Here is a 23,071-nt window from a genome sequence, read left to right on the forward strand (position 1 = left end):
TTCATCTTGGCCATGTCCGCGGCCATGATGATGTCCTTGTTGCCCGTCGTGGTGACGAAGATGTCCGCCGTCTCCACCACGTCGTCCAGCGTCGCCACCTGGTAGCCGTCCATCGCCGCCTGCAGCGCACAGATCGGGTCGATCTCCGTCACGATCACACGCGCGCCCTGGCCGCGCAGCGACTCCGCACAGCCCTTGCCGACGTCGCCGTAACCGAACACGACCGCGACCTTGCCGCCGATCAGCACGTCGGTGGCACGGTTGATGCCGTCGATCAGCGAGTGGCGGCAGCCGTACTTGTTGTCGAACTTCGACTTCGTCACCGCGTCGTTCACGTTGATCGCCGGAAAGAGCAGGGCGCCGGCCTGGTGCATCTCGTAGAGGCGGTGGACACCGGTGGTGGTCTCCTCGGTCACACCGCGGATCTCCGACGCCAGCTGCGTCCAGTCCAGCGTGCTGCGGTGCAGCAGTTCGAGGACGAAGCCCATCTCCTCGTTGTCGGCCGTCGACGGGTCGGGCACGGCCCCGGCCTTCGCGAACTCGACGCCCTTGTGGACCAGGAGGGTGGCGTCACCACCGTCGTCCAGGATCATGTTCGGGCCCGCGTGGCCGGGCCAGGTCAGCGCCTGCTCGGTACACCACCAGTACTCCTCCAGCGTCTCGCCCTTCCAGGCGAACACCGGGATCCCGGCGGCCGCGATCGCCGCCGCGGCGTGGTCCTGCGTCGAGTAGATGTTGCAGGACACCCAGCGGACCTCCGCGCCGAGGGCGACGAGGGTCTCGATCAGGACGGCGGTCTGCACGGTCATGTGCAGGGAGCCCGTGATCCGGGCGCCGGCCAGCGGCTGCGACTCCGCGTACTCCTTGCGGATCGACATCAGACCCGGCATCTCGTGCTCGGCCAGGGTGATCTCCTTGCGGCCGAAGGCGGCAAGGGAAAGGTCGGCGACCTTGAAGTCCGTGAACCCGTCAGACATGGGAAGTGCTCCTTGAACTCGTCCGGGGCCGGAGGTCATCGGCGGCCTCCCGCATTGAAGTAGCCGGCCTCGGGGTGGTGGATGACGATGGCGTCGGTGGACTGCTCGGGGTGCAGCTGGAACTCCTCGGAGAGCCGGACGCCGATCCGCTCCGGCCGGAGCAGGTCCGCGATCTTGGCCCGGTCCGCCAGTTCGGGGCAGGCCGGGTAGCCGAGGGAGTAGCGGCAGCCCTGGTACTCGGTGCGGAACATGCCGTCCATGGCGGCCGGATCGGATCCGGCGATGCCCAGTTCGGCGCGGACCCGGGCGTGCCAGTACTCGGCGAGGGCCTCGGCGAGCTGGACGGACAGGCCGTGGAGTTCCAGGTACTCGCGGTAGGAGTCGGACTCGAACAGCTTGGCGGTGGCCTCGCCGATCCTCGACCCGACGGTGACCACCTGGAGGCCGACGACGTCGACCTCGCCCGAGTCGTCCGGGCGTACGAAGTCGGAGAGGCACAGCCGGCGGCCACGGCCCTGGCGCGGGAAGGTGAAACGGGTCCGCTCCCCGCCGTCCTCGTCAAGGACGATCAGGTCGTCCCCCTTGGAGACGCAGGGGAAGTAGCCGTAGACCACCGCAGCTTCCAGGAGCCGTTCGGTGTGCATCCGGTCCAGCCAGCCGCGCAGCCGGGGCCGGCCCTCCGTCTCGATGGAGCCCGCGTCCTTGAGGCCCCACTGGCCCTTGAAGAGCGCCTGCTCGTCGAGCCAGCCCGCGTACTCCTTGAGCTGGATGCCCTTGACGACCCGGGTACCGAGGAACGGAGGCTCGGGTACCGGGTTGTCGACGGCCACGTCGGAACGGCCGCCGGTCTCCTCCGGCTCGCGCACGTCGAGGACGGCCGCCCGCTGCGGGACGCGGCGCTGCTTGAGGGGCGGGAGTTCGGCGCCGGGGACTCCGCGCTTGACGGCGATGAGGGCGTCCATCAGCCGCAGGCCCTCGAACGCGTCCCGCGCGTAGCGGACCTCGCCCTCGTAGATCTCGTGGAGGTCCTGCTCCACGTACGCGCGGGTCAGGGCGGCACCGCCGAGGATCACCGGATAGTCCGCCGCCAGCTTGCGCTGGTTCAGCTCCTCCAGGTTCTCCTTCATGATCACCGTCGACTTCACCAGCAGGCCCGACATGCCGATCACATCGGCCTTGTGCTCCTGCGCCGCCTCCAGGATCGCCGAGACCGGCTGCTTGATGCCGATGTTCACGACGTTGTAGCCGTTGTTGGTCAGGATGATGTCGACGAGGTTCTTCCCGATGTCATGGACGTCCCCGCGGACCGTGGCCAGCACGATCGTGCCCTTGCCCTCCGCGTCCGACTTCTCCATGTGCGGCTCCAGATGAGCCACCGCCGTCTTCATCACCTCCGCCGACTGGAGGACGAACGGCAGCTGCATCTGCCCCGACCCGAACAGCTCACCGACGACCTTCATCCCCTCCAGGAGGGTGTCGTTGACGATGTCCAGGGCGGGGCGGTCCTGGAGGGCCTCGTCGAGGTCGGCCTCCAGGCCGTTCTTCTCCCCGTCGATGATGCGGCGCTGGAGGCGCTCGTCCAGCGGCAGCGCGAGGAGCTCCTCGGTCTTGCCGGCCTTCATCGACTTCGTGTTGACGCCCTCGAAGAGGGCCATCAGCTTCTGCAGCGGGTCGTAGTCACCCTCACGCCGGTCGTAGATCAGGTCCAGGGCAGTGGTGACCTGCTCCTCGTCGAACCGGGCAATGGGAAGAATCTTCGACGCGTGGACGATGGCGGAGTCCAGGCCCGCCTTGACGCACTCGTCGAGGAAGACGGAGTTGAGGAGGATGCGGGCGGCCGGGTTCAGGCCGAAGGAGATGTTCGACAGACCGAGGGTGGTCTGCACGTCCGGGTGGCGGCGCTTGAGCTCGCGGATCGACTCGATCGTCGCGATCCCGTCCTTGCGGGACTCCTCCTGACCCGTGCAGATCGTGAAGGTCAGGGTGTCGATCAGGATGTCCGACTCCCGGATCCCCCAGTTGGAGGTCAGGTCCTCGATGAGGCGTTCGGCGATGGCGACCTTGTGCTCGACGGTGCGGGCCTGGCCCTCCTCGTCGATGGTCAGCGCGATCAGCGCCGCACCGTGCTCCTGCGCCAGCCGCGTCACCTTCGCGAAACGCGACTCCGGCCCGTCACCGTCCTCGTAGTTCACGGAGTTGATGACCGCACGCCCGCCCAGCTTCTCCAGACCCGCCTGGATCACCGGAACCTCGGTCGAGTCCAGCACGATCGGAAGCGTCGACGCCGTCGCGAACCGGCCGGCCAGCTCCTGCATGTCCGCGACACCGTCACGGCCCACGTAGTCCACGCACAGGTCGAGCATGTGCGCGCCCTCACGGATCTGGTCCCGTGCCATCTCCACACAGTCGTCCCAGCGGGCGTCCAGCATCGCCTCACGGAACTTCTTCGACCCGTTCGCGTTCGTCCGCTCACCGATCGCCATGTACGAGGTGTCCTGCCGGAACGGCACCGTCTGGTACAACGACGCCGCACCCGGCTCGGGGGCAGGCGTACGCGGCACCACTCCCACCCCCCGGACCCGCTCCACCACCTGGCGCAGGTGCTCGGGGGTGGTGCCGCAGCAGCCGCCGACGAGCGACAGCCCGTAGTCGCGGACGAAGGTCTCCTGCGCGTCCGCCAGCTCGGCCGCGGACAGCGGGTAGTGCGCGCCCTGCTTGGTCAGCACCGGCAGGCCCGCGTTCGGCATGCAGGAGAGCGGGATGCGGGCGTTGCGGGCGAGGTAGCGCAAGTGCTCGCTCATCTCCGCCGGACCGGTCGCACAGTTCAGACCGATCATGTCGATCCCGAGCGGCTCCAGCGCCGTCAGCGCCGCCCCGATCTCCGAACCCAGCAGCATCGTCCCGGTCGCCTCCACGGTGACCTGCACGATCAGCGGGAGGTGTCCCATCCCGCACCAGTCCAGGGCCCGCCGCGCGCCGATGACGGCGGCCTTGGTCTGCAGGAGGTCCTGGGTGGTCTCCACGAGCAGCGCGTCCGCGCCGCCTCGGATCAGGCCCTCGGCGCTCTGCTGGTAGGCCTCGCGCAGGGGCTCGTAGCCGATGTGCGCGAGGGTGGGCAGTTTGGTGCCGGGTCCCATGGAGCCGAGGACCCAGCGGGGCCGGCCGTCGCGGGCGGTGTGCGCGTCCGCCGACTCGCGGGCGATGCGGGCTCCGGCCTCGGAGAGTTCGTAGACCTTCTCCTCGATGCCGTACTCGGCGAGCGCGGAGAGGTTGCTGCCGAAGGTGTTGGTCTCGACGCAGTCCACGCCGACCGCGAAGTACGCGTCGTGGACGGAGCGGACGATGTCGGGGCGGGTGAGGTTGAGGACCTCGTTGCAGCCCTCCAGTCCGAGGAAGTCGTCCAGGGAGGGGTCGGCCTCCTGGAGCATCGTGCCCATGGCGCCGTCCGCGACGACGACGCGCGTCGCGAGTTCCTCCCACAGTGGCCGTCTCATTCCAGGGCCTCCAGGTGTGTGGACAGTGCCGTCGCGGTGGCCGGGCCGTACGCGGTGCGGAGCCGGGCCAGCAGGGGTTCCCGCTCCAGGCGGTACTCCTGGGTGCCGCTGTGGTCGAGGACGGTCGCGGCGACCGCACAGCCCAGCCGGGCCGCGTCCTGCTCGGGGACGCCCCAGGCCGTGCCGGCGAGGAATCCGGCCCGGAAGGCGTCGCCGACGCCGGTCGGGTCGACGACGTCCGCGACCGGCACCGCGGGCACGGTGAGGGGTTCGCGGTCCGCCGTGCGGATCCGTACGCCGTCCTCTCCGCGCGTGGTGACCCAGGAGCCGACGCGGGCGAGGACCTGCTCCTCGGTGAGTCCGGAGCGCTCGCACAGCAGGGCGGACTCGTACTCGTTGGTGAACAGCCGCTGTGCGCCCTCGACGAGTTCCCGTACTTCGTCCCGGCCGAGCCGGGCCAGCTGCTGGGAGGGGTCGGAGGCGAAGGGGACGCCGAGCTCGCGGCAGCCCCGGGTGTGGCGGAGCATGGCCTCGGGATCGTCCGGGGAGATCAGGACCAGGTCGGGCCGGCCGCTGCGGGCGAAGACCTCCCGCAGGTCGATCTCCCGGGCTTCGGCCATCGCGCCCGCGTAGAAGGTCGCGATCTGGTTCTGCTCCCGGTCGGTGGTGCAGACGAAGCGGGCGGTGTGGCGGGTGTCGCTCACCCGTACGGAGTCGGTGTCCACCCCGTGGTCCTTGAGCCACACCCGGTACGGCTCGAAGTCCCCGCCCACCGCGCCCACCAGTGACGGGCGCAGTCCCAGTACGCCCAGTCCGAACGCGATGTTCGCCGCCACCCCGCCCCGACGCACTTCCAGGCTGTCGGCGAGGAACGACAGGGAGACCCGGTCCAGCCGGTCCGCGAGCAGCTGGTCCGCGAACCGGCCGGGGAAGGTCATCAGGTGATCGGTCGCGATGGATCCGGTGACAGCGATGCGCATGTCAGACCCCGGCTGCCTTGCGCAGCGCGTGCACCCGGTCGGTGCGCTCCCAGGTGAAGTCCGGCAGCTCGCGGCCGAAGTGGCCGTACGCGGCGGTCTGGGCGTAGATGGGCCGGAGCAGGTCGAGGTCGCGGACGATCGCGGCGGGGCGGAGGTCGAAGACCTCGGAGACGGCTTCCTGGATCCGCTGGTCGGGCAGGGTGCCGGTGCCGAAGGTCTCGACGAAGAGGCCGACGGGCTCGGCCTTGCCGATGGCGTAGGCGACCTGGACCTCGCAGCGCGCGGCCAGGCCGGCGGCGACCACGTTCTTGGCGACCCAGCGCATCGCGTACGCGGCCGAGCGGTCCACCTTCGACGGGTCCTTGCCGGAGAAGGCGCCGCCGCCGTGGCGGGCCATGCCGCCGTACGTGTCGATGATGATCTTGCGGCCGGTCAGGCCGGCGTCGCCCATCGGGCCGCCGATCTCGAAGCGGCCGGTCGGGTTCACCAGCAGGCGGTAGCCCTCGGTGTCCAGCTTGATGCCGTCCTCGGCCAGCTGCGCGAGCACGTGCTCGACGACGAACTCGCGGACGTCCGGGGTGAGGAGCGCGTCGAGGTCGATGTCGGCGGCGTGCTGGGTGGAGACCACGACCGTGTCGAGGCGGACGGCCTTGGCGCCGTCGTACTCGATGGTGACCTGCGTCTTGCCGTCGGGGCGCAGGTACGGGATCTTCCCGTCCTTGCGGACCTCGGTCAGCCGGCGCGCGAGGCGGTGCGCGAGGTGGATCGGCAGCGGCATCAGCTCGGGCGTCTCATCGCAGGCGTAGCCGAACATCAGGCCCTGGTCGCCGGCGCCCTGCTTGTCGAGCTCGTCGCCCTCGCCCTCGACGCGCTGCTCGTACGCCGTGTCCACGCCCTGGGCGATGTCCGGGGACTGGGCGCCGATGGACACCGACACGCCGCAGGAGGCGCCGTCGAAGCCCTTCTTGGACGAGTCGTAGCCGATGTCGAGGATGGCTCCGCGGACGAGTTCGGCGATCGGCGCGTAGGCCGTCGTGGTGACCTCTCCGGCGATGTGGACCTGACCGGTGGTGATGAGGGTCTCGACGGCGACTCGGGAGGCCGGGTCCTCGCGCAGGAGCGCGTCGAGGATGGTGTCGCTGATCCGGTCGGCGATCTTGTCGGGGTGGCCCTCGGTGACGGACTCCGAGGTGAACAGCCGCTTGCTCATGCCTGGACCGCCTCGGCGCCGAAGAAGTGGGTGCGGATGGCGTCGAGGGTGCGGATCTCGTCGACCTCCAGGGTCTCCAGCTGGATGGCGCGGCCGCTGTGCTGCTCCAGCAGGAAGACGAACTCGACGAAGGACAGGGAGTCGATCAGCCGGGTCTCGATGAGGTCGAGGTCGCCGGCGATGTCGTCGAGCTCCTCGTGGCGGGCGAGGAGCCAGTTCTTCACGAGCTGCAGACCGTCGGACATGGTGTCTCTCCTTGAAGTGCTGTGTACGGGTGGGGTGGGGGGCGCGGGTGCGGGCTCCGGGGCGGGGCCAGGCTCCGGGAGGGGTTCCGGGACGGCGTGCGGGTCCAGTACGGGGGCGGCGACCGCCACCGCGTAGTCCACGTCGTGGCTGATGGTGACGGTGATCCCGGCGATGCCGGACCGCTCGGCCATCTCGGCGGCGGACCGGTGGAGTTCCACGAGCGGCCAGCCGCCTTCGGAGCGCCGCACGATGATGTCCCGCCAGGGCAGGAACACGGCGCGGACGCGCAGGGTCTTGAACGCCGCCTCCTTGGCGGCGATCCGCCCGCACAGGCTCAGTACGTCGAGCTTGGCGGAGGTACGGCAGTCGGCGAGTTCGCCGGGGGTGAGCATGCGCTGGAAGAAGTCCTCGCCGTAGAGGCGCAGGAGCCGGCGGACACGGGTGACGGACACGATGTCCATGCCGAGGTTCGCCCAGCCCAGGCCGCCCGCCGGCGGGGCGGCGACGGGTCGGGTCGGCACCTCAGATCGCCGGCCCGGCCGCGTTCGCGCGCAGGACCGCGGCGGTGGCCGCTCCCCAGCTGCCGTGGCGGCGGGTGAGCGCGGACAGCCAGCGCTCCAGGCCGAAGGCGACGCAGCTGGTGAAGGCGGGGCCGCCGCCGGAGGCGAGGGGGATCTCGCACCGGTCGCCGAAGAAGTTGCGGTGGGTGTTGACCGAGGCGATGGCGAGGTCCTCGTACAGGAACTCGTGCTTGACCGGGGTCAGGCGCTGGAGGACGGCCTTGGAGCTGCCCTTGTCGAAGAAGGGGTCGCAGGCGGCCTCGCGGCTCAGCGGGAGGTCCAGGGCCTCGGCGAAGGCGTTGATCCGCCGGGTGAAGGTGGCCAGGTGCGCTTCGGCGTGCTCGCGGGTGCCGATGGCGACGATCTCCCGCATGCGGAAGCCGAGCTGGCGGCGCAGTCCTTCGTAGTGGGCCTCCTTGCGGAAGCACCAGCCGACCACGGTGACGAGTTCGTCGTCGGCGGCCGGGCGGCCCTGGTGGTCGATGTAGACGGCGTAGCAGGACGCGGACGGCAGGCCGAGGGCGGCCGGTTCCAGTGCGTCACAGGGGAAACAGCCGGTGTCGGCACAGAACTCGCTGGTGTCCCGGACGTCCAGGTTCAGCGGGGCGGCGACGACGGCCTGGTGGGGGAAGTTGTCGTAGTAGTCCAGCCGGGCCAGGTCGGCGGCCGGCAGCAGCGGCGGCATGGTCATCGAGCGGGCGCCGGCCTGGACGCCCCAGCTCTCGAACGTGTCGTCGAGCAGCCGCAGCAGGGCGGTGCCCTCGGGCCCGAGGGACGGCAGGCCCCTGGTCTCGGTGGCGGTGGCGGTGGCGGCGGTGGTCATGGCGGTCATGGGGAGTCACCTCTCGGACGGCGGTGGGACCCTCAGACGACGGGCAGGACGTCGTCCGTGAAGATCCCGGTCTTCAGGAAGAATCCGAGCGGCTTGCGGATGGTCTTGCGCTCGAAGGGCCGGCGGCGCTCGTCGGCGACCAGTGCGTTGCGCAGGCCCACCGGGTCGGCGATGCCGGCGTCGCGGTAGACGTGCGGGTTGTAGAGGGAGTTGAGGCTGTAGACCACGTACCGCTTGAGGTACGCCTCGACCTCGGCGACGCGGGCGGCGGGGACGGCCTGGCGCATCCGCTCGAAGAGGAGGGAGACCAGTTCGCGGCCGAAGGCGATGTGCCGGGACTCGTCCTGGTGGTGGATGCGGTTGACCTCGCGGATGGTGTGGCAGAGGTCCTCGTCCCGCGCCATCCGCGTGTTGTAGTGGTCGACGAGCTCCTCGAAGAACAGGATGCGGGCGAAGACCAGGAAGTTCTCCACCTCCGGCTCCCAGGCGGAGTCGGCGCGCAGGGCGGTGGATCCGTAGATCTTGTCGCCGTAGCGGCGGCAGAACTCGGCGAAGAACCACATGTGCTCGTTCTCCTCACCGATGAAGTGGTGGAAGAAGTCCGAGGGCACCTCGAAGCCGGGCATGTGGATGCGTCCGACGACCTCGATGAGCAGTTCGCGGATGCCGTGCACGTTGAGGCTGTAGAAGTTGATGCTCTCCCACTTGGAGAGGCGCCGGAGGGTGTCCTCGCCGAGCTCCTCGTAGAAGGGGGTTCCGTAGACGGTGAGCAGCTCGGGGGTCATCCACATGCGGCCCTCGTCGAGCTTCTCGGGCCAGTCGAACTGCTGGTAGGGGTTGTAGTACTCCTCGATGGAGCGGTGGCTGAGCCGTTCCAGGACTTCAAGGAAGCGGTCGGTGACCGGCAGGGGGGCGGTGACGCCCATGGTGACTCCTCGGGGTGTGTGGTGGTGCCGGGGACGCCGTGGCGTCCCCTCGGCGGCGCGGGCCGGGTGCGGCGGTCCCTACGGCCGGACTTCGTAGACGGCGTTGACCGGGGTCTCGGTCGCGCGGCGCCAGCGGGTGAAGCCGGCCTCTTCGGCGATGCCGCGGAAGGCCTTCTCGCCGGAGTGGTTCCCGAGGGCGTGGGGGCCCCGCTGGGCGACGGCGACGGGCAGGCACATGACGGCGGAGAGGGCCATGAACATGCGGGCGGCCGGGGTCTGGGTGTCGATGTCGTCGGGCGAGACGTTCGACTCGACGAGCATCCAGGTGCCGTCCGCGTCCAGGGACTTGTGGACGTGCCGGGCCGCGGAGACCGGGTCGCCCATGTCGTGCAGGGCGTTGAAGAAGGTGACGAGGTCGTAGCCGGTGCCGGGGTAGTCGTCGGCGGAGGCGACCTCGAAGACGACGCGGTCGGAGAGCCCGGCCTCGTCGGCGAGCCCGCGGGCGATCGAGATGGCCTCTTCGGAGTAGTCGAAGCCGTGGACGGTCGCCTGCGGGAAGGCCTTGGCGATCAGCAGGGTGGTGTGGCCGACGCCGCAGCCGACGTCGGCGACGGTGCCGCCGGCGGCCAGTTTGCCGGTGACCCCGGTGAGGGCGGGCAGCCATTCGGGGACGAGGCGGTGCTCGTAGGTGGGCTGGAAGAAGCTGCCCATGCCGGTGTCGAGGGCCGGGTCGTGCTCGGCCCAGCCGACGCCGTCGCCGGTGCGGTAGGCGTCGACGAGGAGGTCCTCGGTGCCGTAGAGGGCCTTGAGGGCGGTGAAGAACCCGGCGGCGAAGGTGACCGCGGTGGGGTCGGCGAGCACGGGGGCGTGGTCGGCGGGCAGCGTGTACGTGCCGGCGCTCGGGTGGCGCTCCACGTAGCCGGCGCTCAGCTGGGCGTGCAGCCACTCCTCGGCGTAGCGGGTGTTGATCCCGGTGCGCGCGGCGAGCTGGGCGGGGGTCAGCGGGCCGGCTTCGGCGAGTGCCCGGTACAGGCCGAGGCGTTCGCCGAGGGCGACGGTCAGGCCGCGTACGGCGGCGCCGGCGTCGCTGATGACGCGCTGGTGGAAGTCGTTGACGGCGGTCATGCTGCCTTCACCTCGGCGGTCGGGAGGTCACAGGTGAACAGGAAGGAGCGCGGGACGCGCGGGACGCTGCGGGCGGGCACCGGGTAGGGCCAGCGGCCGAAGTCGGCGCCGTCCTCGCCGGGCTGGCGCACCTCGCGCACCTCCCAGCCGCATTCGGCGAGGAGGTCCTCGGGGGTCTCCGTGCCGAAGAGCCACGGGTTGCCGTCCTCTTCGAGGGAGTTGAGGAAGGGCCGGGACAGCGGGTTCTGCAGGGCGGCCTTGCTGATGACGTCGCCGAGCAGGACCGATCCGGGCGCGGACTGGCCGGCCAGGGTGGAGATGAGGCCGCGTACGGCGTCCTCGGGGAGGAAGAAGAGCAGGCCCTCGACGACCCACAGCACGGGCCGGTCGGAGCGCCAGCCGGCTTCCCGGAGGGGGCCCGTCCAGTCCTGGGTGAGGTCGACGGGGACGGTGACGCGGGTGCGTCCGGCCGGGTCCGGCTCGTCGGCGAGCATCTCGGCCTTCGCCTCCAGGAGGGCGGGCCGGTCGAGTTCGTAGACGGTGACGCCGTCGGGCCACGGCAGCCGGTAGAAGCGGGTGTCCATGCCGGCGGCGAGGAACACGACCTGGCGGATGCCGGTCTCCTGGACGGTGCGGACGATCTGCCGGTCCAGGTAGGTGGTGCGGATGGCGAGGAACGGCACGGTGCCGGCGCCGGCGTAACGTTCCAGCAGGTCGAAGCCGATGGTGTCGGCGACGGTGCGCGCGTACGGGTCGGCGAACAGCCGGTCCTCGCGCTCGGTTTCCAGGGCGCGCGCGGCGGCGGTCCACTGGGCGGTGCGGGATACGGCCTCCACGGGAGGCTCCCTTCACTCGTCGGGCAGGGGAAAGGGTCGGACCCTCGGGCTCGGGTCAGGCCAGGGAGCGCACGCGGACGACCGGGTCCTCGGCGGCGGCGGGGTGCGGTGCGGCGCACTCGGCGGGCCGCCGCTCGAAGATGCTGTGCAGGACCATGCTGAAGACGACGTTCCCGTCGGCGTCGGCCAGCGTGCACTTGGGCTGGACGACGCCGGTGCGCGGGTTGAACGGCGAGGGGCGCGAGCCCAGGATCTCGACGCGCGCCGTGAGCACGTCCCCGGGGCGGACGGGCCGCAGGTAGCGGATCTCGTCGACGCCGGGGGAACCGGTACAGGCGCTGTAGGCGAGGAGCCCGTCGACGTAGCGGCGCATGAACATCGAGGCGCTGTGCCAGCCGCTGGCGATCAGGCCGCCGAACGGGGTCTGTGCGGCGAGCGCCGGATCCGTGTGGAAGGGCTGCGGGTCGAAGCGCCGGCCGAACTCCAGCACCTCCTCCGTCGTGACGGTGACGGTGCCCAGTTCGTGGACGTCACCGGTCCGGAAGTCCTCGAAGTAGCGCATCACGCAACCCCCTTGACGGAGAGGAGTGGTTTCTCTGGCGTGAACCAATCTACGAATCAGCCGATTATTTTGTCAACCCAAAAGAAGACCGCCCTGCCTGTTCTATCGCAGCGCCTGTTCCACGTCCTGCCAGATGTCCTCGGGGTCCTCGATGCCGACCGACATCCGCACGAGGCCCGGACCGATCCCGGCGCGCGCCAACGCCTCCTCGTCCAGCTCCCGGTGGGAGGTGCTGGCAGGGTGGGTGACCAGCGTCTCCACGCCGCCCAGGGACAGGGCGAGCCGCGCGAGCCGCACCCCCTCGACGAAGGCCCGGCCCGCCGCGCGGCCGCCGTGCAGGTCGAAGGAGAGCAGCCCGCCGCCGCCGGAGAGCACCTTGCGGGCCATCGCGTACGAGGGGTGCGTTCCCAGCCACGGCCAGTGGACGGCCGCCACCGCGGGATGGGCCGCCAGCCGCTGCGCCAGCAGCCCCGCGTTGGCGCAGTGCTCGCGCATCCGCAGCGGCAGCGTGGCGATCCCGCGCAGCGTCAGCCAGACGGCGAACGGGTCGGGGCTTGCGCCGAGTTCGACCGTGCGCGGCCACACCTCCCGGCGCAGGGCGTCGTCCGCGAAGACGGCCGCGCCGCCCAGTACGTCGGAGTGCCCGGCGAGGTACTTGGTGGTGGAGTGGAGCACGATGTCGGCGCCGTGCTCGATCGGCCGGCACAGCACGGGCGAGGCCAGGGAGTTGTCCACGGCGCTGGTCACCCCGAGGCGCCGGGCGGCCGCCAGCAGGCCGGGCAGGTCGGGAACCTGACCGGTGGGGTTGGCTATGGTCTCCAGCACCAGCAGCCGGGTGCGCGGTCCGGCGAGCGCCTCGAACTCCCGGGCGTCGTCACCGCCGATGTGGTCGACGCGCACGCCGTAGCGCTCCTTCAGGTCGCTCAGCGCCGCGTACGTCCCCCCGTACAGGCAGCGCTGCGCGATCACCTGGTCGCCGGGGCGCAGCAGGGCGAGCAGCACCCCGCTGATGGCGCCCATCCCGGAGGCGAAGGCGATGGCCGAGGCGCCGCCCTCCAGTCCGGCGACGGTGCGCTCCAGGGCGCGCACGGTGGGGTTGCCGCGGCGGCTGTAGACGTAATCGCCGTCGGGGCCCTCCATGGCCCGCGCCAGTGCGTCGGCGGAGTCGAAGGCGAAGGCGGAGGACTGGACGAGCGGTACGGACAGCGGCCGGCTCGCGGGGACTTCGAGCTCGTGGGCCACGTGCACGGCGCGGGTGCGGATGTCCTTCATCGGGGCGTCTCCTTCGGGTGCGGGTGCAGGTGCGGGTACGGGTACGGGTACGGCGGGGGCGGAGGCCCGGGCCGGGCAGCGGCCTCCCGGTACGGGAAAAGGGGCCGCCCGACGTCCGGGTGCGGACGTCGGGCGGCCCCTCGGGTGCGTGCGGGCGGTCCCCCGTCCGTCACACCCCCGCCGTCTCGCTGCGCGACGCCGGGGCGTCGGCGGCGGGAGCCGCGGCCTGGGCGGCGGACTTGTCGCCCTTCATCACGAGCAGGGTGATCACCGCGCCGGCGGCGGCGATGACCGCGGCGCCGATGAAGGCGGCACTGAACCCGTCGGTGAGGGCGGGCAGGTTGCCCAGCTCACCGGCGCCCTGGGTGGTGGCGAGCGCCGTCAGCGCGGCCAGGCCGAGGGCGGAGCCCACGTTGTAGGTGGTGTTGACGATGCCGGAGGCGAGGCCGGCCTGCTCCTGCGGGGCGCCGGACATCGCGGCGATCATCGCCGGGATGTAGGCGAGCGCCATGCCGAGCGCGGCGACGAGCGAGGCGGGCAGGACGTCGACGAGGAAGGTGCCGGTCGGCTCGACGGCGGCCAGCCAGACCAGCCCGGCGGCGAGGGCGAGCAGACCGGTGACGATCAGCGGCTTGGCCCCGAAGCGGCCCATGAGGCGGGCGGTGATGGCCGTCATGAAGATCATCAGCAGCACCGTCATGGGCAGCAGCGCCGCGCCGGAGGCGAAGGCGCCGTAGTTCAGCACCTGCTGGAGGTACAGGTTGAGGAAGTACCACATCGGGATCCAGGCGGCGCCGAGCAGCGTCATGGCGAGGTTGGCCGAGCCCAGGCGCGGGATCCGCCACACGCTGAGCGGCATGAGCGGCTCGCGGACCGTCTTCTGGATCACGAAGAACAGGGCGAGCAGGACCGCCGCGCCGATCAGCTCCAGCACGGTCGCGGTGGCGCCCCAGCCGACCTCGGGGGCCCGGACGACGGCGAACACGGCGAGCGCGAGTCCGGCGGTGACGGCGACGGCGCCGAGGACGTCGACGGAGCCGCGGCGGGGCTGGACGGCCGGCAGCAGCTTGGTGGCGGCGAGGGTCGCGACGCCGATCGGGACGTAGATGATGAAGACCCACGGCCAGCTCACCCATTCGGTGAACACGCCGCCGAGGAACACGCCCGCCGTACCGCCGGCGGGGGCGGCGGCGCCGTAGAGGGCCATCGCCTTGCCGAGTTCCTTGGGGTTGTGCCCGAAGAGGATCATCAGCAGCGTCATCGCCGAGGGCGCGATCAGCGCGCCGCCGACTCCCTGGACGGCGCGGCCGGCGATCTCCACCGAGGCGCTCTGCGCGGCGGCCGCGAGCACCGAACCCACGATCATGACCACCCAGCCGGTGGCGAAGATCTTGCGGGCCCCGAACAGGTCGGAGAGGCGCCCGCCGAGCAGCAGTAAGCCGCCGAAGACGATCACGTAGGCGTTGAAGACCCACTGGAGCTCGCCCTGGGAGAAGCCCAGGTCCTTCTGCATCTCGGGGAGTGCCACCCCGATGATCGAGGTGTCCATGATGACCATGAACTGAGCGGCGGCAAGCACGCCAAGTGCCCACCAGCGCCGGGGATTGACGGTTGACATTGCCCTGACCCTCCTCTGCCATATACCCCTGGGGGGTACCTTCGCGTAGCAACGTAGCATACCCATGGGGGGTATGTAAGAGCGGTGTCGGAACGCGGAAGGGCCCCGCCCCGGCCGAAGCCGGGACGGGGCCCTGACGAGGTGTGCTAACGCCCCGTCACCGTGGCGGCCACCGCCGCGGGGACGGGAGCCAGGCCCGCCGGACGGCTGGTGAAGCCGCCCCGGCCCTGGGTGCGGCCGCGCAGCCGGGACGCGTACCCGAACAGCTCGGCCAGCGGCACCGTCGCCGTGACCACCGTGGTCCCGGCCTGCCCGGCCGAGCCCGTGACCCGGCCACGGCGGGCGGCGAGGTCCCCGAGGACCGCGCCGACACCGTCGTCCGGAACGGTCACGGTGACCTCCGCGACCGGCTCCAGCAGCTCCACCGCGCAGACCCGCAGGGCGTCGCGCAGCGCGAACCGGCCCGCCGCCCGGAACGCCATCTCCGAGGAGTCCTTGGAGTGGGTCGCCCCGTCGGTCAGGACCACCCGGAGCCCCGTCACCGGGTGCCCGCCGAGCGGCCCCTCGGCGAGGGCGTCACGGCAGCCGGCCTCCACGGCCCGCGCGTACTCCTGCGGGACCCGGCCGCCCGTGACCGCCGAACGGAACTCGAAACCGGGTTCCTCCAGCGGCTCCACGTCGAGCACGACGTGCGCGAACTGGCCCGCGCCGCCGTCCTGTTTGACGTGCCGGTACACGAAGCCGGCCACCCCGCGCACGACGGTCTCCCGGTAGGAGACCCGCGGCCGGCCCACCGCGATCTCCACCCCGTGCAGCCGGCGGACCTTCTCCACCGCCACCTCTAGGTGCAGCTCGCCCAGCCCCGACAGCACGGTCTGCCCGGTCTCCGCGCCGGTCCGCACCACCAGGGAGGGGTCCTCCTCGGCGAGCCGGGCCAGCGCGGCGGCGAGCCGCCCGGTGTCCGTACCGCGGCCCGCCTCGACCGCGACCGACACCACCGGGTCCGCCACCACGGGCGGTTCGAGCAGCAGCGGCGCCTCCGGCGCGCACAGGCTGGTGCCCGCCCGCGCCGCCTTCAGTCCGACGACGGCGACGATGTCACCGGCCACCGCCTCCTCCCGCTCCTCGTGCCGGTCGGCCTGCACCCGCAGGATCCGTCCGACGCGTTCCGTCCGGCCCGTCGCCGGGTCCAGTACGGAGTCTCCCTTGCGCAGGGTCCCCGCGTAGACCCGCAGGTAGGTGAGCCGACCGGTCGCCGTCGCCGTCACCTTGAAGGCGAGCGCGGCCAGCGGCTCCGCCGGGTCTGCGGCCCGCTCCCGCACCGGCGGCATGTCGACCGGCGCCGGCAGGTACGCCACCACGGCGTCGAGCAGCGGCTCGATGCCCCGGTTGCGGTACGCGGAACCGCACAGCACGACCACGCCGTCCCCGGCGAGGGTCAGCTCGCGCAGCGCCCGCACCAGCGTCGCCCCGCTCAGCCCGGCACCGGCGCAGAACTCCTCCAGGGCCTCCGCGTGCAGCTCGGCCACCGCCTCCTCCAGCTCCCGGCGCCTGCGCCGCGCCTCCTCCGCCAGCGGTCCGGGAACCGGCAGCGTCGCGTACGAGCCGTCGGCGGCACCCCAGACCAGGGCGCGCATCCGCAGCAGGTCGACGACGCCGGTGAAGCCGTCCTCCCGCCCGACCGGCAGCTGCACGACCAGCGGAACCGCGCCGAGCCGCTCCCTGATGGAGGCGACGGCCGTGTCGAGGTCCGCGCCCGCCCGGTCCAGCTTGTTGACGAAGGCGATCCTCGGCACGCCGTGCCGGTCCGCCTGCCGCCACACGGACTCGCTCTGCGACTCGACCCCGGCGACGGCGTCGAACACCGCGACCGCCCCGTCGAGCACCCGCAGGGAACGCTCGACCTCGTCGGCGAAGTCCACGTGCCCCGGGGTGTCGATCAGGTTGACCCGGTGCCCGTCCCAGGCGCAGCTCACGGCCGCGGCGAAGATGGTGATGCCGCGGTCGCGTTCCTGGGGGTCGTAGTCGGTGACGGTGTTGCCCTCGTGGACCTCGCCGCGCTTGTGGATGGTGCCGGTGGCGAAGAGGATCCGCTCGGTGACGGTGGTCTTGCCGGCGTCCACGTGGGCGAGGATGCCGATGTTCCGCACGGCGGCGGTCGCGTTGTCGGTGTGGGTATGGGTGTGGGTGCGGTCGGTGCGCATGGCCCGGGCCTTTCGGATGCCTGGGAGGGAAGAGGGCGGCGCGATTCCCGGGACGCGAGCGGGCCACCCCGCGGCAGGGCCGGCGGGGTTCCGTCTTCAGGGGTGCGTCACGGGCGTACGGTGACAGCCGCGCGGCTGCTACCGCGCGCTGCGGGACACCGGGATCACGTCGTACCGGCAGGGGGGAACGACGGCGGCGGTGCGGTGCGTACGCATGGCCCGGTTCCCCTTCTCTTCGCTCGGCATCGGTGCGCACGGCCCTGGCGGCGGCGCGCACCGCGACTGTAGGCGGCGCGTGCCGGCCGGGGCACCTGGTTTTCCTGGCGCGGCTTCAGACGAGGAGGCGCTCCCGCAGCCGGGCCGTGGTCTGCGGGGTGATGCCGACGGCCTCGGTGAGGTACGCGGACGGGGACCCGTATCGGGCCGTCAGGTCGGCGAGGACCAGCTCCATGACGGTGGCCGGGGCGCGGCCGTACGCGGGCCAGCGCAGGGTGCGGCCCGGGTGGGCGGCGTGCCAGTCGGCGGTGAGGCGGCCGGTGGCGAGCTCGGTGAGGGCGAAGTCGGCCAGGACCTCCTCCTCGGGCACGTCGAGCAGGGTCAGGACCAGGGCGGCGATCAGGCCGGTGCGGTCCTTGCCGGAGGTGCAGTGGAACACGGCGGGGCCGGGCCCGTCGGCGATCAGCTCGATGGCGCCCCGGATCTCCTCCACCCCGTCCTCGGCGACCTCCGCGAAGCGGTCGGCGAGGTAGCGCCAGGGGTCGAGGGCGGGGTCGATCTCGGCCTGGTCGTAGGGGCGGTGCTCGATGCTCAGGTTGGCGTACGCGAAGCGCTCCGGCTCCGGTATCCGGCCCTTGGCCTCGATCTCCCAGGGGTAGCGCAGGTCGATGACGGTCCGGACGCCGAGCCCGAGGAAGCGGTCCCAGTCGGCGCCGCTCAGCTTCCCGAGGGAGTCGGCCCGGTACAGGACCCCCCACCGGACGGTCCGGCCGTCGGCGGAGCGGTAGCCGCCCAGGTCGCGGAAGTTGTGGAGGCGGTCGAAGGGGATGTGGCGGGGGCCGGCGGTCTGGGTCAACTGGTGCTCCTGGGACGGGCATTGGCTCTGACCTGGCCAGAATGCCTCAGGCTCCGCCGGGTTCCGGGCGCTGGGGGGAGGTGATCTCCCACACCCTGTCCGCCTCCACGGCGGTCCAGCCGCCTGGGAGGCGGAGGGGCCGGGCGAGGGTGACCTCGGTGAACGTGACCTGCCCCTCGACGACGACGTCGGCCAGGGAGAGGCCGGCCCGGAAGTCGCAGTCCTCGAAGGTGACGGCGCGTTCGACGACGGCCCCGTCGAAGGAGGTGTCGCCGGTGAACTCGCCCCGCAGGAAGTGTGCCGAGCCCTGGAAGACCGCTCCGGCGAAGCTGCCGCGCGCCGTCTCCGTTTTCGAGTCGAGCCACTCGAGGCTGCCCTCGAACACGGCTCCGTCGAAGGTGACCGACTCCGCGTACACGCTGCTCTTGATCAGTACCGAGCCCTGGAAGACGACGCCCTCGAAGCCCGCCCTCTCGCCGAACCAGGTCGTGTCGAACACCGTCGTGCCGTGAAAGAGGACACCGGCGAAGGCGGCCGGTCCGTTGAAACGGGTGCCACGGAACTCCGCCACCGCCTGGCAGACCATGGACTCGAAGTCCGCCTCGCGCGCGAAGCGGGTGCCGATCGCCGAGAACACCCCCTCGCACACGACGCGTGCGAAGGAAACCGGTCCCCGGAAAAGGCAGTCGCCGAGCGACGCAGTCCCCTTGAAGGTGACCCGGTCGAAGTCCGCCCCCGCCCGCAGCTCCATCCCGTCGAACACGGCCGCCCCCTCCATGACGGCGCGCCCGAACGAGACGTCCCCGTCGCAGGTGCCCCGGGCGAACTGCGCCACTCCCGCGAAAACGGCGCGGTCGAAGGAGACCGGCGCCTCGAAGGTGACGTCGTCGAACGCCGCCGCCTGCTCGAAGACGGCGCGGTCGAAGGAGACGGCGCTCGCGAAGGTGGCCCCTTCGAAGCCCGCCACCTCCCTGAAGACGACACGTTCGAAGGACACGTCCCAGCCGAAGGTCGCCGCGGCGAAGGCCGCCGCGCCCTCGAACACGGCCCGGGTGAAGTCGGTTTCGCCGTTGAAGACGGCATCCCCCGCCGCCCAGTCGTCCTTGAAGCACGCCCTCGCGAAGGCGGCCGAGTCCAGCACGACCGACCCCGTCCGCGGATCCCGCAGCGCGTCCAGGACCCTCCCCAGCAGGCCCCCCTCGAAGGTGGTCCCCCGGAAGTCGACGGACGAGGCGGGCTCCAGGGTGCCCAGGTAGGCGTCCTGCTCGGAACGCGGCAGGTGGGCCAAGCAGCTCCGGCGGTCCGTCACCCTGATGCCGATGCACCCTGCGGGGCCCTCGTCGGTGGCGCCGAAGCCGCACCGGGGCCAGGCGGACTCCTCCAGCCGGTACGCCTCCGCGTCCGCCAGCACCTCCGCCAGCCGGCCGGACGCCGCGGTGAGGAACCATCCCCCGTCCTCCTCCGCCATCGGCAGGAGGGGGCGCAGCGCCAGCGGGCCGACGAGATCGTGGAGCTCCTCGCGCAGCGACGGGGAGACCACGGCCACGAGACGCTGCGCGTGCCCGGGGCCACCGGACGCCAGCAGGTCCGTGATCACGGGGCTGCCGAGGATCGCGTCGGGATCCTCCGCCGGGTCCTCGGGTTCTCCGGTCGCCAGAGCCACGACGAGCGGCGGCCTCAGCCCCTCCGGCTGCCCGTCGCCCAGCTGGGCCAGGGCCCGGGGCAGCGCCGCCAGTACGGACCCGGCCCCGCCGTAGGCACCCGCCCCGGAGAACGAGAACCGCAGGTCGCTCTGCATCCCCCCGGTCACCCGGCCGTCCGCCATCTCCCTCAGCAGGATGGCGCCCAGCTCCGCAGAGGCGCCGGAACCCCCGCCGACCCGCACCGCCAGACGGACCCCGGTCCCGTGTCTCCGCTCACCCAGCGCCTCCCGGAAGCCGTCCTGCGCGAGCAGGGCCTCGGCCGTCAGGAAGACCATCCGGTCGGGGCGGACCGTGTGCACGATGCCGATCAGCCCGCCGTCGCGGGAGACCGGGGCACCCCGGAACTGGTGCCAGTCCCCCAGCTCGACGGGGAACCGGAGCAGTTCGCCGTTGCGGGCGCCGCCGGACAGCAGCACGTGGCCGAAGAAGGCGCGCCGGGCGCCGACCTCCTCGAAGCCGTCCACGACGGCCTCCGCTTCCTGGTCCGCCGACGGCGCCCCCCAGCCCGGAGGAACGAACCGCCGCGGGTCCGCCAGGTCCGCCTCGCCCTCCAGCAGCAGCACCCGGGGGCTCGCCCCGTCCCACCACACGGGCCGGCAGACGACCTCCCTGCCGTCCGCCCCCCGCACCCAGGCGACGGCGTCCCGGGGCTGCTCCACGTCGCCGACGGTCAGCACCAGACGGGGGCCCAGCAGGGTGCCCACCTCGCGCGGCTCCGCCAGCGGCTCGAAGCGGACCTGGACGACCGCGTCCCGCACCCCGCGCCGGTCGGGCAGCCGGACCTCGAACGACCCTTCCACCGCCGGCCGCTCGGCGAACGGCAGGGCCCCCGCCGGGACCCTGCGGCGGCCCTCCGTGCCCGTCGTGACCCGGGTCGCGGAGAAGTCGGGGCCGGTGCCCCGGTGGCGGTACATGTACTCCCAGACCCGGCGCCGCACGAGTTCCCGTACCGCCGCGACGTCCCCGCGCAGCTGGGAGCCGAGCAGCACCTCCCGTACCCCCGGCAGGAAGTCGAACTCCGCCGCCTCCGGCCGCTGCCGCCCCTCCCACGGGGCGAACAGCCCCCCGAGGGCCACCTCCGCCAGGTGCCCGTGCTCGGAGTCCCGCAGCAGGGAGCGTCGTACGAGGGTCATCACGGGCAGCGTGAGCGGTACGGCGGCCAGGTGGGCGGCGAGCTGCTGGGCGGTCGGGGAGGCGCTCGCCCGGAACCGCTCGACCGCCTCCAGCGCGGTGGTGTCCCGGCGCGGCGGGGCCGTGCCGGGGGCGGGGGCGGCGTCCAGGCGCAGGCAGGCGAGGCGGCGCCAGCGCCCGTCCCCGGACACCGTCCGCACGAGCCGGGCGAGGCTGCCGGACGCGAGCCCCACCACCGGGACCACGGGCCCGCCGCCCCGCGCCCGCCGGGCGGCGGGCACCCGCTGCCAGGAGCGGGTGGCGGCGGCGGGCCGGTCGGAGCGGACGGCGAACGGCACGGGCCGCACCGCCCCCCGGGTCCACAGCCGTTCGGGCAGGACGTTCAGCACGGCCACGGCGTTGTGGGTGCTCCAGTGCCGCAGCACGCGCAGCAGCGGGGTCTCCTGCCAGCCCCCGGCGACGGTGTCGGAGACGAGGAGGATCAGCCGCCGCCCGGCGGGGTCGACGAGTTCCATCGGGTTGCGGGGCGGGCCGTCGGGGCCCCGGGCGAGCATCGGGGTGCCGCCGGGGCCGGTGCCGGTGAGCTGCCAGGTGCGGACGTCGCGGAAGACGCCGCTGCGGGTGAACACCCCGCGCAGTTCGTCCACCAGGTCGGCCCACAGCAGCATCGAGGGGTGGGTGTCGACGACGAGGGCCAGGTCGAGCCAGCGGCTCTCGGCGGGGCGCAGCACCGGGGTGGGGACCCTCGCCTCGATGCTGCGTTCCACGGTGAGCTGCTCGTCCAGCTCCTCCCCCGGCCCGCCGATGGAGCGGCGTCCCACGGGGCGCAGCGACCGCATCAGGGCGAGCGGGTCGTCGAGGGAGGCGGTGCGGGGCAGCCGCAGCGGTACGCCGCGCCGCGCGGGCGCTCCGGCGGCGGGGCCGGGCGCGCCGGGGCCGGGGCCGGGGGGCTGCTCGGGCGCGCCCTGGACGGCGGGGAAGAGCTGCACGGCCCCGGCGCCGGGCGGGCCGGACCGGGCGGGGCCGGCCGGGCCGGTGGGAACGGGGGACGGTGGCGCCCCGGCCGGCTCCGGCCGGTCCGGCGCCGCGGCCGCGTCCCGGGACGCGGCGGCGGCCGGGTCCACGCGGGCGGCCAGCCAGAGGATGTCGGCGATCTCCTCGGGGCCGACGGCGGTACGGGGTGCCCCGCCGTCCTCGGCGCCTTCGGCGAACGCGGCGAGCAGCCTCTCGATCACGCGGTGGGCCCGGTGAGGTGCTGCATGACGGTGGCGAGGAAGCGGTCGCGGTCGGCGGGGGCCGGCCAGGCTCCGGCCAGTCGCAGCTGGATGGCGTTCAGCAGCTGGTCGGTGGCCAGGTCGCCGTCCTCGGCGCGTTCGAGGAAGCTCCGGACGAGGTCCTGGTACTCGGCGGCGCCGGCGCCGGTGATGTCGACGCCGAGCCGTCCGCGCACGATGCGGGCGAGTTTCTCCGGCCCGGGTGCCTCCAGGTGGAGGCGGACGCAGCGGCGCAGGAAGGCGGGCGGGAAGTCGCGTTCGCCGTTGCTGGTGAGGACCACGACGGGGAAGTAGCTGCACTGGACGCGGCCCTGGGTGACGGCCACGCCCGCGTCGGGGTCGTCTTCGGTGCCGATGGCGACGGTGGGCTGCTCCTTGGCGAGGCGGGCCAGTTCGGGGATGGGGAAGCCGCCGTCCTCGAAGACGGTGAGGAGGTCGCCGGGCAGGTCGATGTCGCTCTTGTCGATCTCGTCGATGAGCAGGACGCGGGGCCTGCGCTGCGGGAGCAGGGCGGTGCCGAGCGGCCCGAGGCGCAGGTAGCGGGCGATGGAGGGCACCGCTGCCGGGGGCTCGGCGGGGCGGGCGCCGGGGACGCGGACCTGTTCCAGTCCGGCCTCCTGGAGCCGGCCGATGGCGTCGTAGAGGTAGAGGCCGTCGCGCAGCACGGTGCGGCTGGTGATCGGCCAGTGCAGTACGGGGCCCAGGGCCAGGTCGGCGGCGATGCTGTAGGCGAGGGTGGACTTGCCGACGCCGGGCTTGCCGGTGATCAGCAGGGGCCGGCGCAGGTGCAGGGCGGTGTTGACCACGTCCGTCTCCGGCTCGTCCGGGACGTAGCCCTCGCCGCGCCGGCGGGTGCGTTCCCAGGCTTCGCCGGTGCGGCCGGGCGGCCGGTAGGAGGGGTCGGGTTCGCCGGTGAAGTCCCGCCAGGGCGGCGGGGTTCCGGCTTCCAGCCGGGTGCGGCGCTCCTCGCCGGGGCCCGCGCCCCGGTACAGCCACCAGTCCTTCGCCACTGCCTGTGCCTCCATCGTGTGTTCGCGGGTGGTGCGTTC

General features: G+C 72.6%; 16 protein-coding genes. All 16 read right to left on the reverse strand.

Annotated features, from left to right (window positions below):
- Positions 1-977: adenosylhomocysteinase (locus tag ACIPW5_RS38425; protein ID WP_401255721.1), on the reverse strand; the 977-nt coding region annotated here is incomplete at its 3' end.
- A gap of 35 nt (positions 978-1,012) precedes the next feature.
- The gene (metH, locus tag ACIPW5_RS38430) at positions 1,013-4,471 is read right to left on the reverse strand and encodes a methionine synthase (RefSeq protein WP_401255724.1); all 3,459 of its coding nucleotides are present in this window, start codon (positions 4,469-4,471) and stop codon (positions 1,013-1,015) included.
- A complete protein-coding gene (locus ACIPW5_RS38435; RefSeq protein WP_401255727.1) occupies positions 4,468-5,451 on the reverse strand; it encodes a carbohydrate kinase family protein in 984 nt (327 codons plus the stop codon). Before ACIPW5_RS38435 ends, metH begins: the two co-directional genes overlap by 4 nt.
- 1 nt (position 5,452) lies before the next feature.
- Positions 5,453-6,661 (reverse strand): methionine adenosyltransferase, encoded by a 1,209-nt coding sequence (gene metK, locus ACIPW5_RS38440; RefSeq protein WP_401255730.1) that lies wholly within the window; start codon positions 6,659-6,661, stop codon positions 5,453-5,455.
- Positions 6,658-7,428 carry a holo-ACP synthase gene (gene acpS, locus ACIPW5_RS38445; RefSeq protein WP_401255733.1) on the reverse strand — a complete coding sequence of 257 codons (771 nt, stop codon included), beginning with the start codon at positions 7,426-7,428 and terminating at the stop codon, positions 6,658-6,660. The genes metK and acpS overlap by 4 nt, the downstream gene beginning before the upstream one ends.
- A 1-nt stretch (position 7,429) precedes the next feature.
- Positions 7,430-8,299 carry a hypothetical protein gene (locus tag ACIPW5_RS38450; RefSeq protein WP_401255736.1) on the reverse strand — a complete coding sequence of 290 codons (870 nt, stop codon included), beginning with the start codon at positions 8,297-8,299 and terminating at the stop codon, positions 7,430-7,432.
- A gap of 32 nt (positions 8,300-8,331) precedes the next feature.
- Positions 8,332-9,225: a diiron oxygenase gene (locus tag ACIPW5_RS38455; protein ID WP_401255739.1), complete on the reverse strand. Its 894-nt coding sequence runs from the start codon at positions 9,223-9,225 to the stop codon at positions 8,332-8,334.
- Between the two features lie 78 nt (positions 9,226-9,303).
- Positions 9,304-10,350: a class I SAM-dependent methyltransferase gene (locus ACIPW5_RS38460; protein ID WP_401255742.1), complete on the reverse strand. Its 1,047-nt coding sequence runs from the start codon at positions 10,348-10,350 to the stop codon at positions 9,304-9,306.
- Positions 10,347-11,186: a class I SAM-dependent methyltransferase gene (locus ACIPW5_RS38465; RefSeq protein ID WP_401255745.1), complete on the reverse strand. Its 840-nt coding sequence runs from the start codon at positions 11,184-11,186 to the stop codon at positions 10,347-10,349. The genes ACIPW5_RS38460 and ACIPW5_RS38465 overlap by 4 nt, the downstream gene beginning before the upstream one ends.
- Before the next feature lie 55 nt (positions 11,187-11,241).
- Positions 11,242-11,748 (reverse strand): MaoC family dehydratase, encoded by a 507-nt coding sequence (locus tag ACIPW5_RS38470; RefSeq protein ID WP_401255747.1) that lies wholly within the window; start codon positions 11,746-11,748, stop codon positions 11,242-11,244.
- A gap of 102 nt (positions 11,749-11,850) precedes the next feature.
- Complete coding sequence (locus ACIPW5_RS38475) at positions 11,851-13,020, reverse strand: trans-sulfuration enzyme family protein (protein WP_401255750.1); 1,170 nt, start codon at positions 13,018-13,020, stop codon at positions 11,851-11,853.
- Positions 13,021-13,189: 169 nt separating this feature from the next.
- Positions 13,190-14,638, reverse strand: a complete 1,449-nt coding sequence (locus ACIPW5_RS38480) for an MFS transporter (RefSeq protein WP_401255753.1) — start codon at positions 14,636-14,638, stop codon at positions 13,190-13,192.
- Positions 14,639-14,784: 146 nt separating this feature from the next.
- Complete coding sequence (gene fusA / locus ACIPW5_RS38485) at positions 14,785-16,842, reverse strand: elongation factor G (protein ID WP_401255756.1); 2,058 nt, start codon at positions 16,840-16,842, stop codon at positions 14,785-14,787.
- A gap of 331 nt (positions 16,843-17,173) precedes the next feature.
- Positions 17,174-17,914: a tyrosine-protein phosphatase gene (locus ACIPW5_RS38490; RefSeq protein WP_401255759.1), complete on the reverse strand. Its 741-nt coding sequence runs from the start codon at positions 17,912-17,914 to the stop codon at positions 17,174-17,176.
- A gap of 46 nt (positions 17,915-17,960) precedes the next feature.
- On the reverse strand, positions 17,961-21,983 hold the full coding sequence (locus ACIPW5_RS38495) for an SAV_2336 N-terminal domain-related protein (protein WP_401255762.1): 4,023 nt from the start codon (positions 21,981-21,983) through the stop codon (positions 17,961-17,963).
- The gene (locus tag ACIPW5_RS38500) at positions 21,980-23,047 is read right to left on the reverse strand and encodes an AAA family ATPase (protein WP_401255764.1); all 1,068 of its coding nucleotides are present in this window, start codon (positions 23,045-23,047) and stop codon (positions 21,980-21,982) included. The genes ACIPW5_RS38495 and ACIPW5_RS38500 overlap by 4 nt, the downstream gene beginning before the upstream one ends.
- Between the last annotated feature and the right edge of the window lie 24 nt (positions 23,048-23,071).

The sequence above is a fragment of the Streptomyces sp. NPDC090077 genome, assembly GCF_044747545.1.
Lineage (GTDB): Bacteria > Actinomycetota > Actinomycetes > Streptomycetales > Streptomycetaceae > Streptomyces.

What these genes read in the sequence shown, in the direction of transcription:
- metH (WP_401255724.1), bottom strand. Translation starts at nt 4,471, where the DNA reads ATGAGACGGCCACTGTGGGAGGAACTCGCGACGCGCGTCGTCGTCGCG.
- ACIPW5_RS38435 (WP_401255727.1), bottom strand. Translation starts at nt 5,451, where the DNA reads ATGCGCATCGCTGTCACCGGATCCATCGCGACCGATCACCTGATGACC.
- metK (WP_401255730.1), bottom strand. Translation starts at nt 6,661, where the DNA reads ATGAGCAAGCGGCTGTTCACCTCGGAGTCCGTCACCGAGGGCCACCCC.
- ACIPW5_RS38450 (WP_401255736.1), bottom strand. Translation starts at nt 8,299, where the DNA reads ATGACCGCCATGACCACCGCCGCCACCGCCACCGCCACCGAGACCAGG.
- ACIPW5_RS38455 (WP_401255739.1), bottom strand. Translation starts at nt 9,225, where the DNA reads ATGGGCGTCACCGCCCCCCTGCCGGTCACCGACCGCTTCCTTGAAGTC.
- ACIPW5_RS38460 (WP_401255742.1), bottom strand. Translation starts at nt 10,350, where the DNA reads ATGACCGCCGTCAACGACTTCCACCAGCGCGTCATCAGCGACGCCGGC.
- ACIPW5_RS38470 (WP_401255747.1), bottom strand. Translation starts at nt 11,748, where the DNA reads ATGCGCTACTTCGAGGACTTCCGGACCGGTGACGTCCACGAACTGGGC.
- ACIPW5_RS38475 (WP_401255750.1), bottom strand. Translation starts at nt 13,020, where the DNA reads ATGAAGGACATCCGCACCCGCGCCGTGCACGTGGCCCACGAGCTCGAA.
- ACIPW5_RS38480 (WP_401255753.1), bottom strand. Translation starts at nt 14,638, where the DNA reads ATGTCAACCGTCAATCCCCGGCGCTGGTGGGCACTTGGCGTGCTTGCC.
- fusA (WP_401255756.1), bottom strand. Translation starts at nt 16,842, where the DNA reads ATGCGCACCGACCGCACCCACACCCATACCCACACCGACAACGCGACC.
- ACIPW5_RS38500 (WP_401255764.1), bottom strand. Translation starts at nt 23,047, where the DNA reads ATGGAGGCACAGGCAGTGGCGAAGGACTGGTGGCTGTACCGGGGCGCG.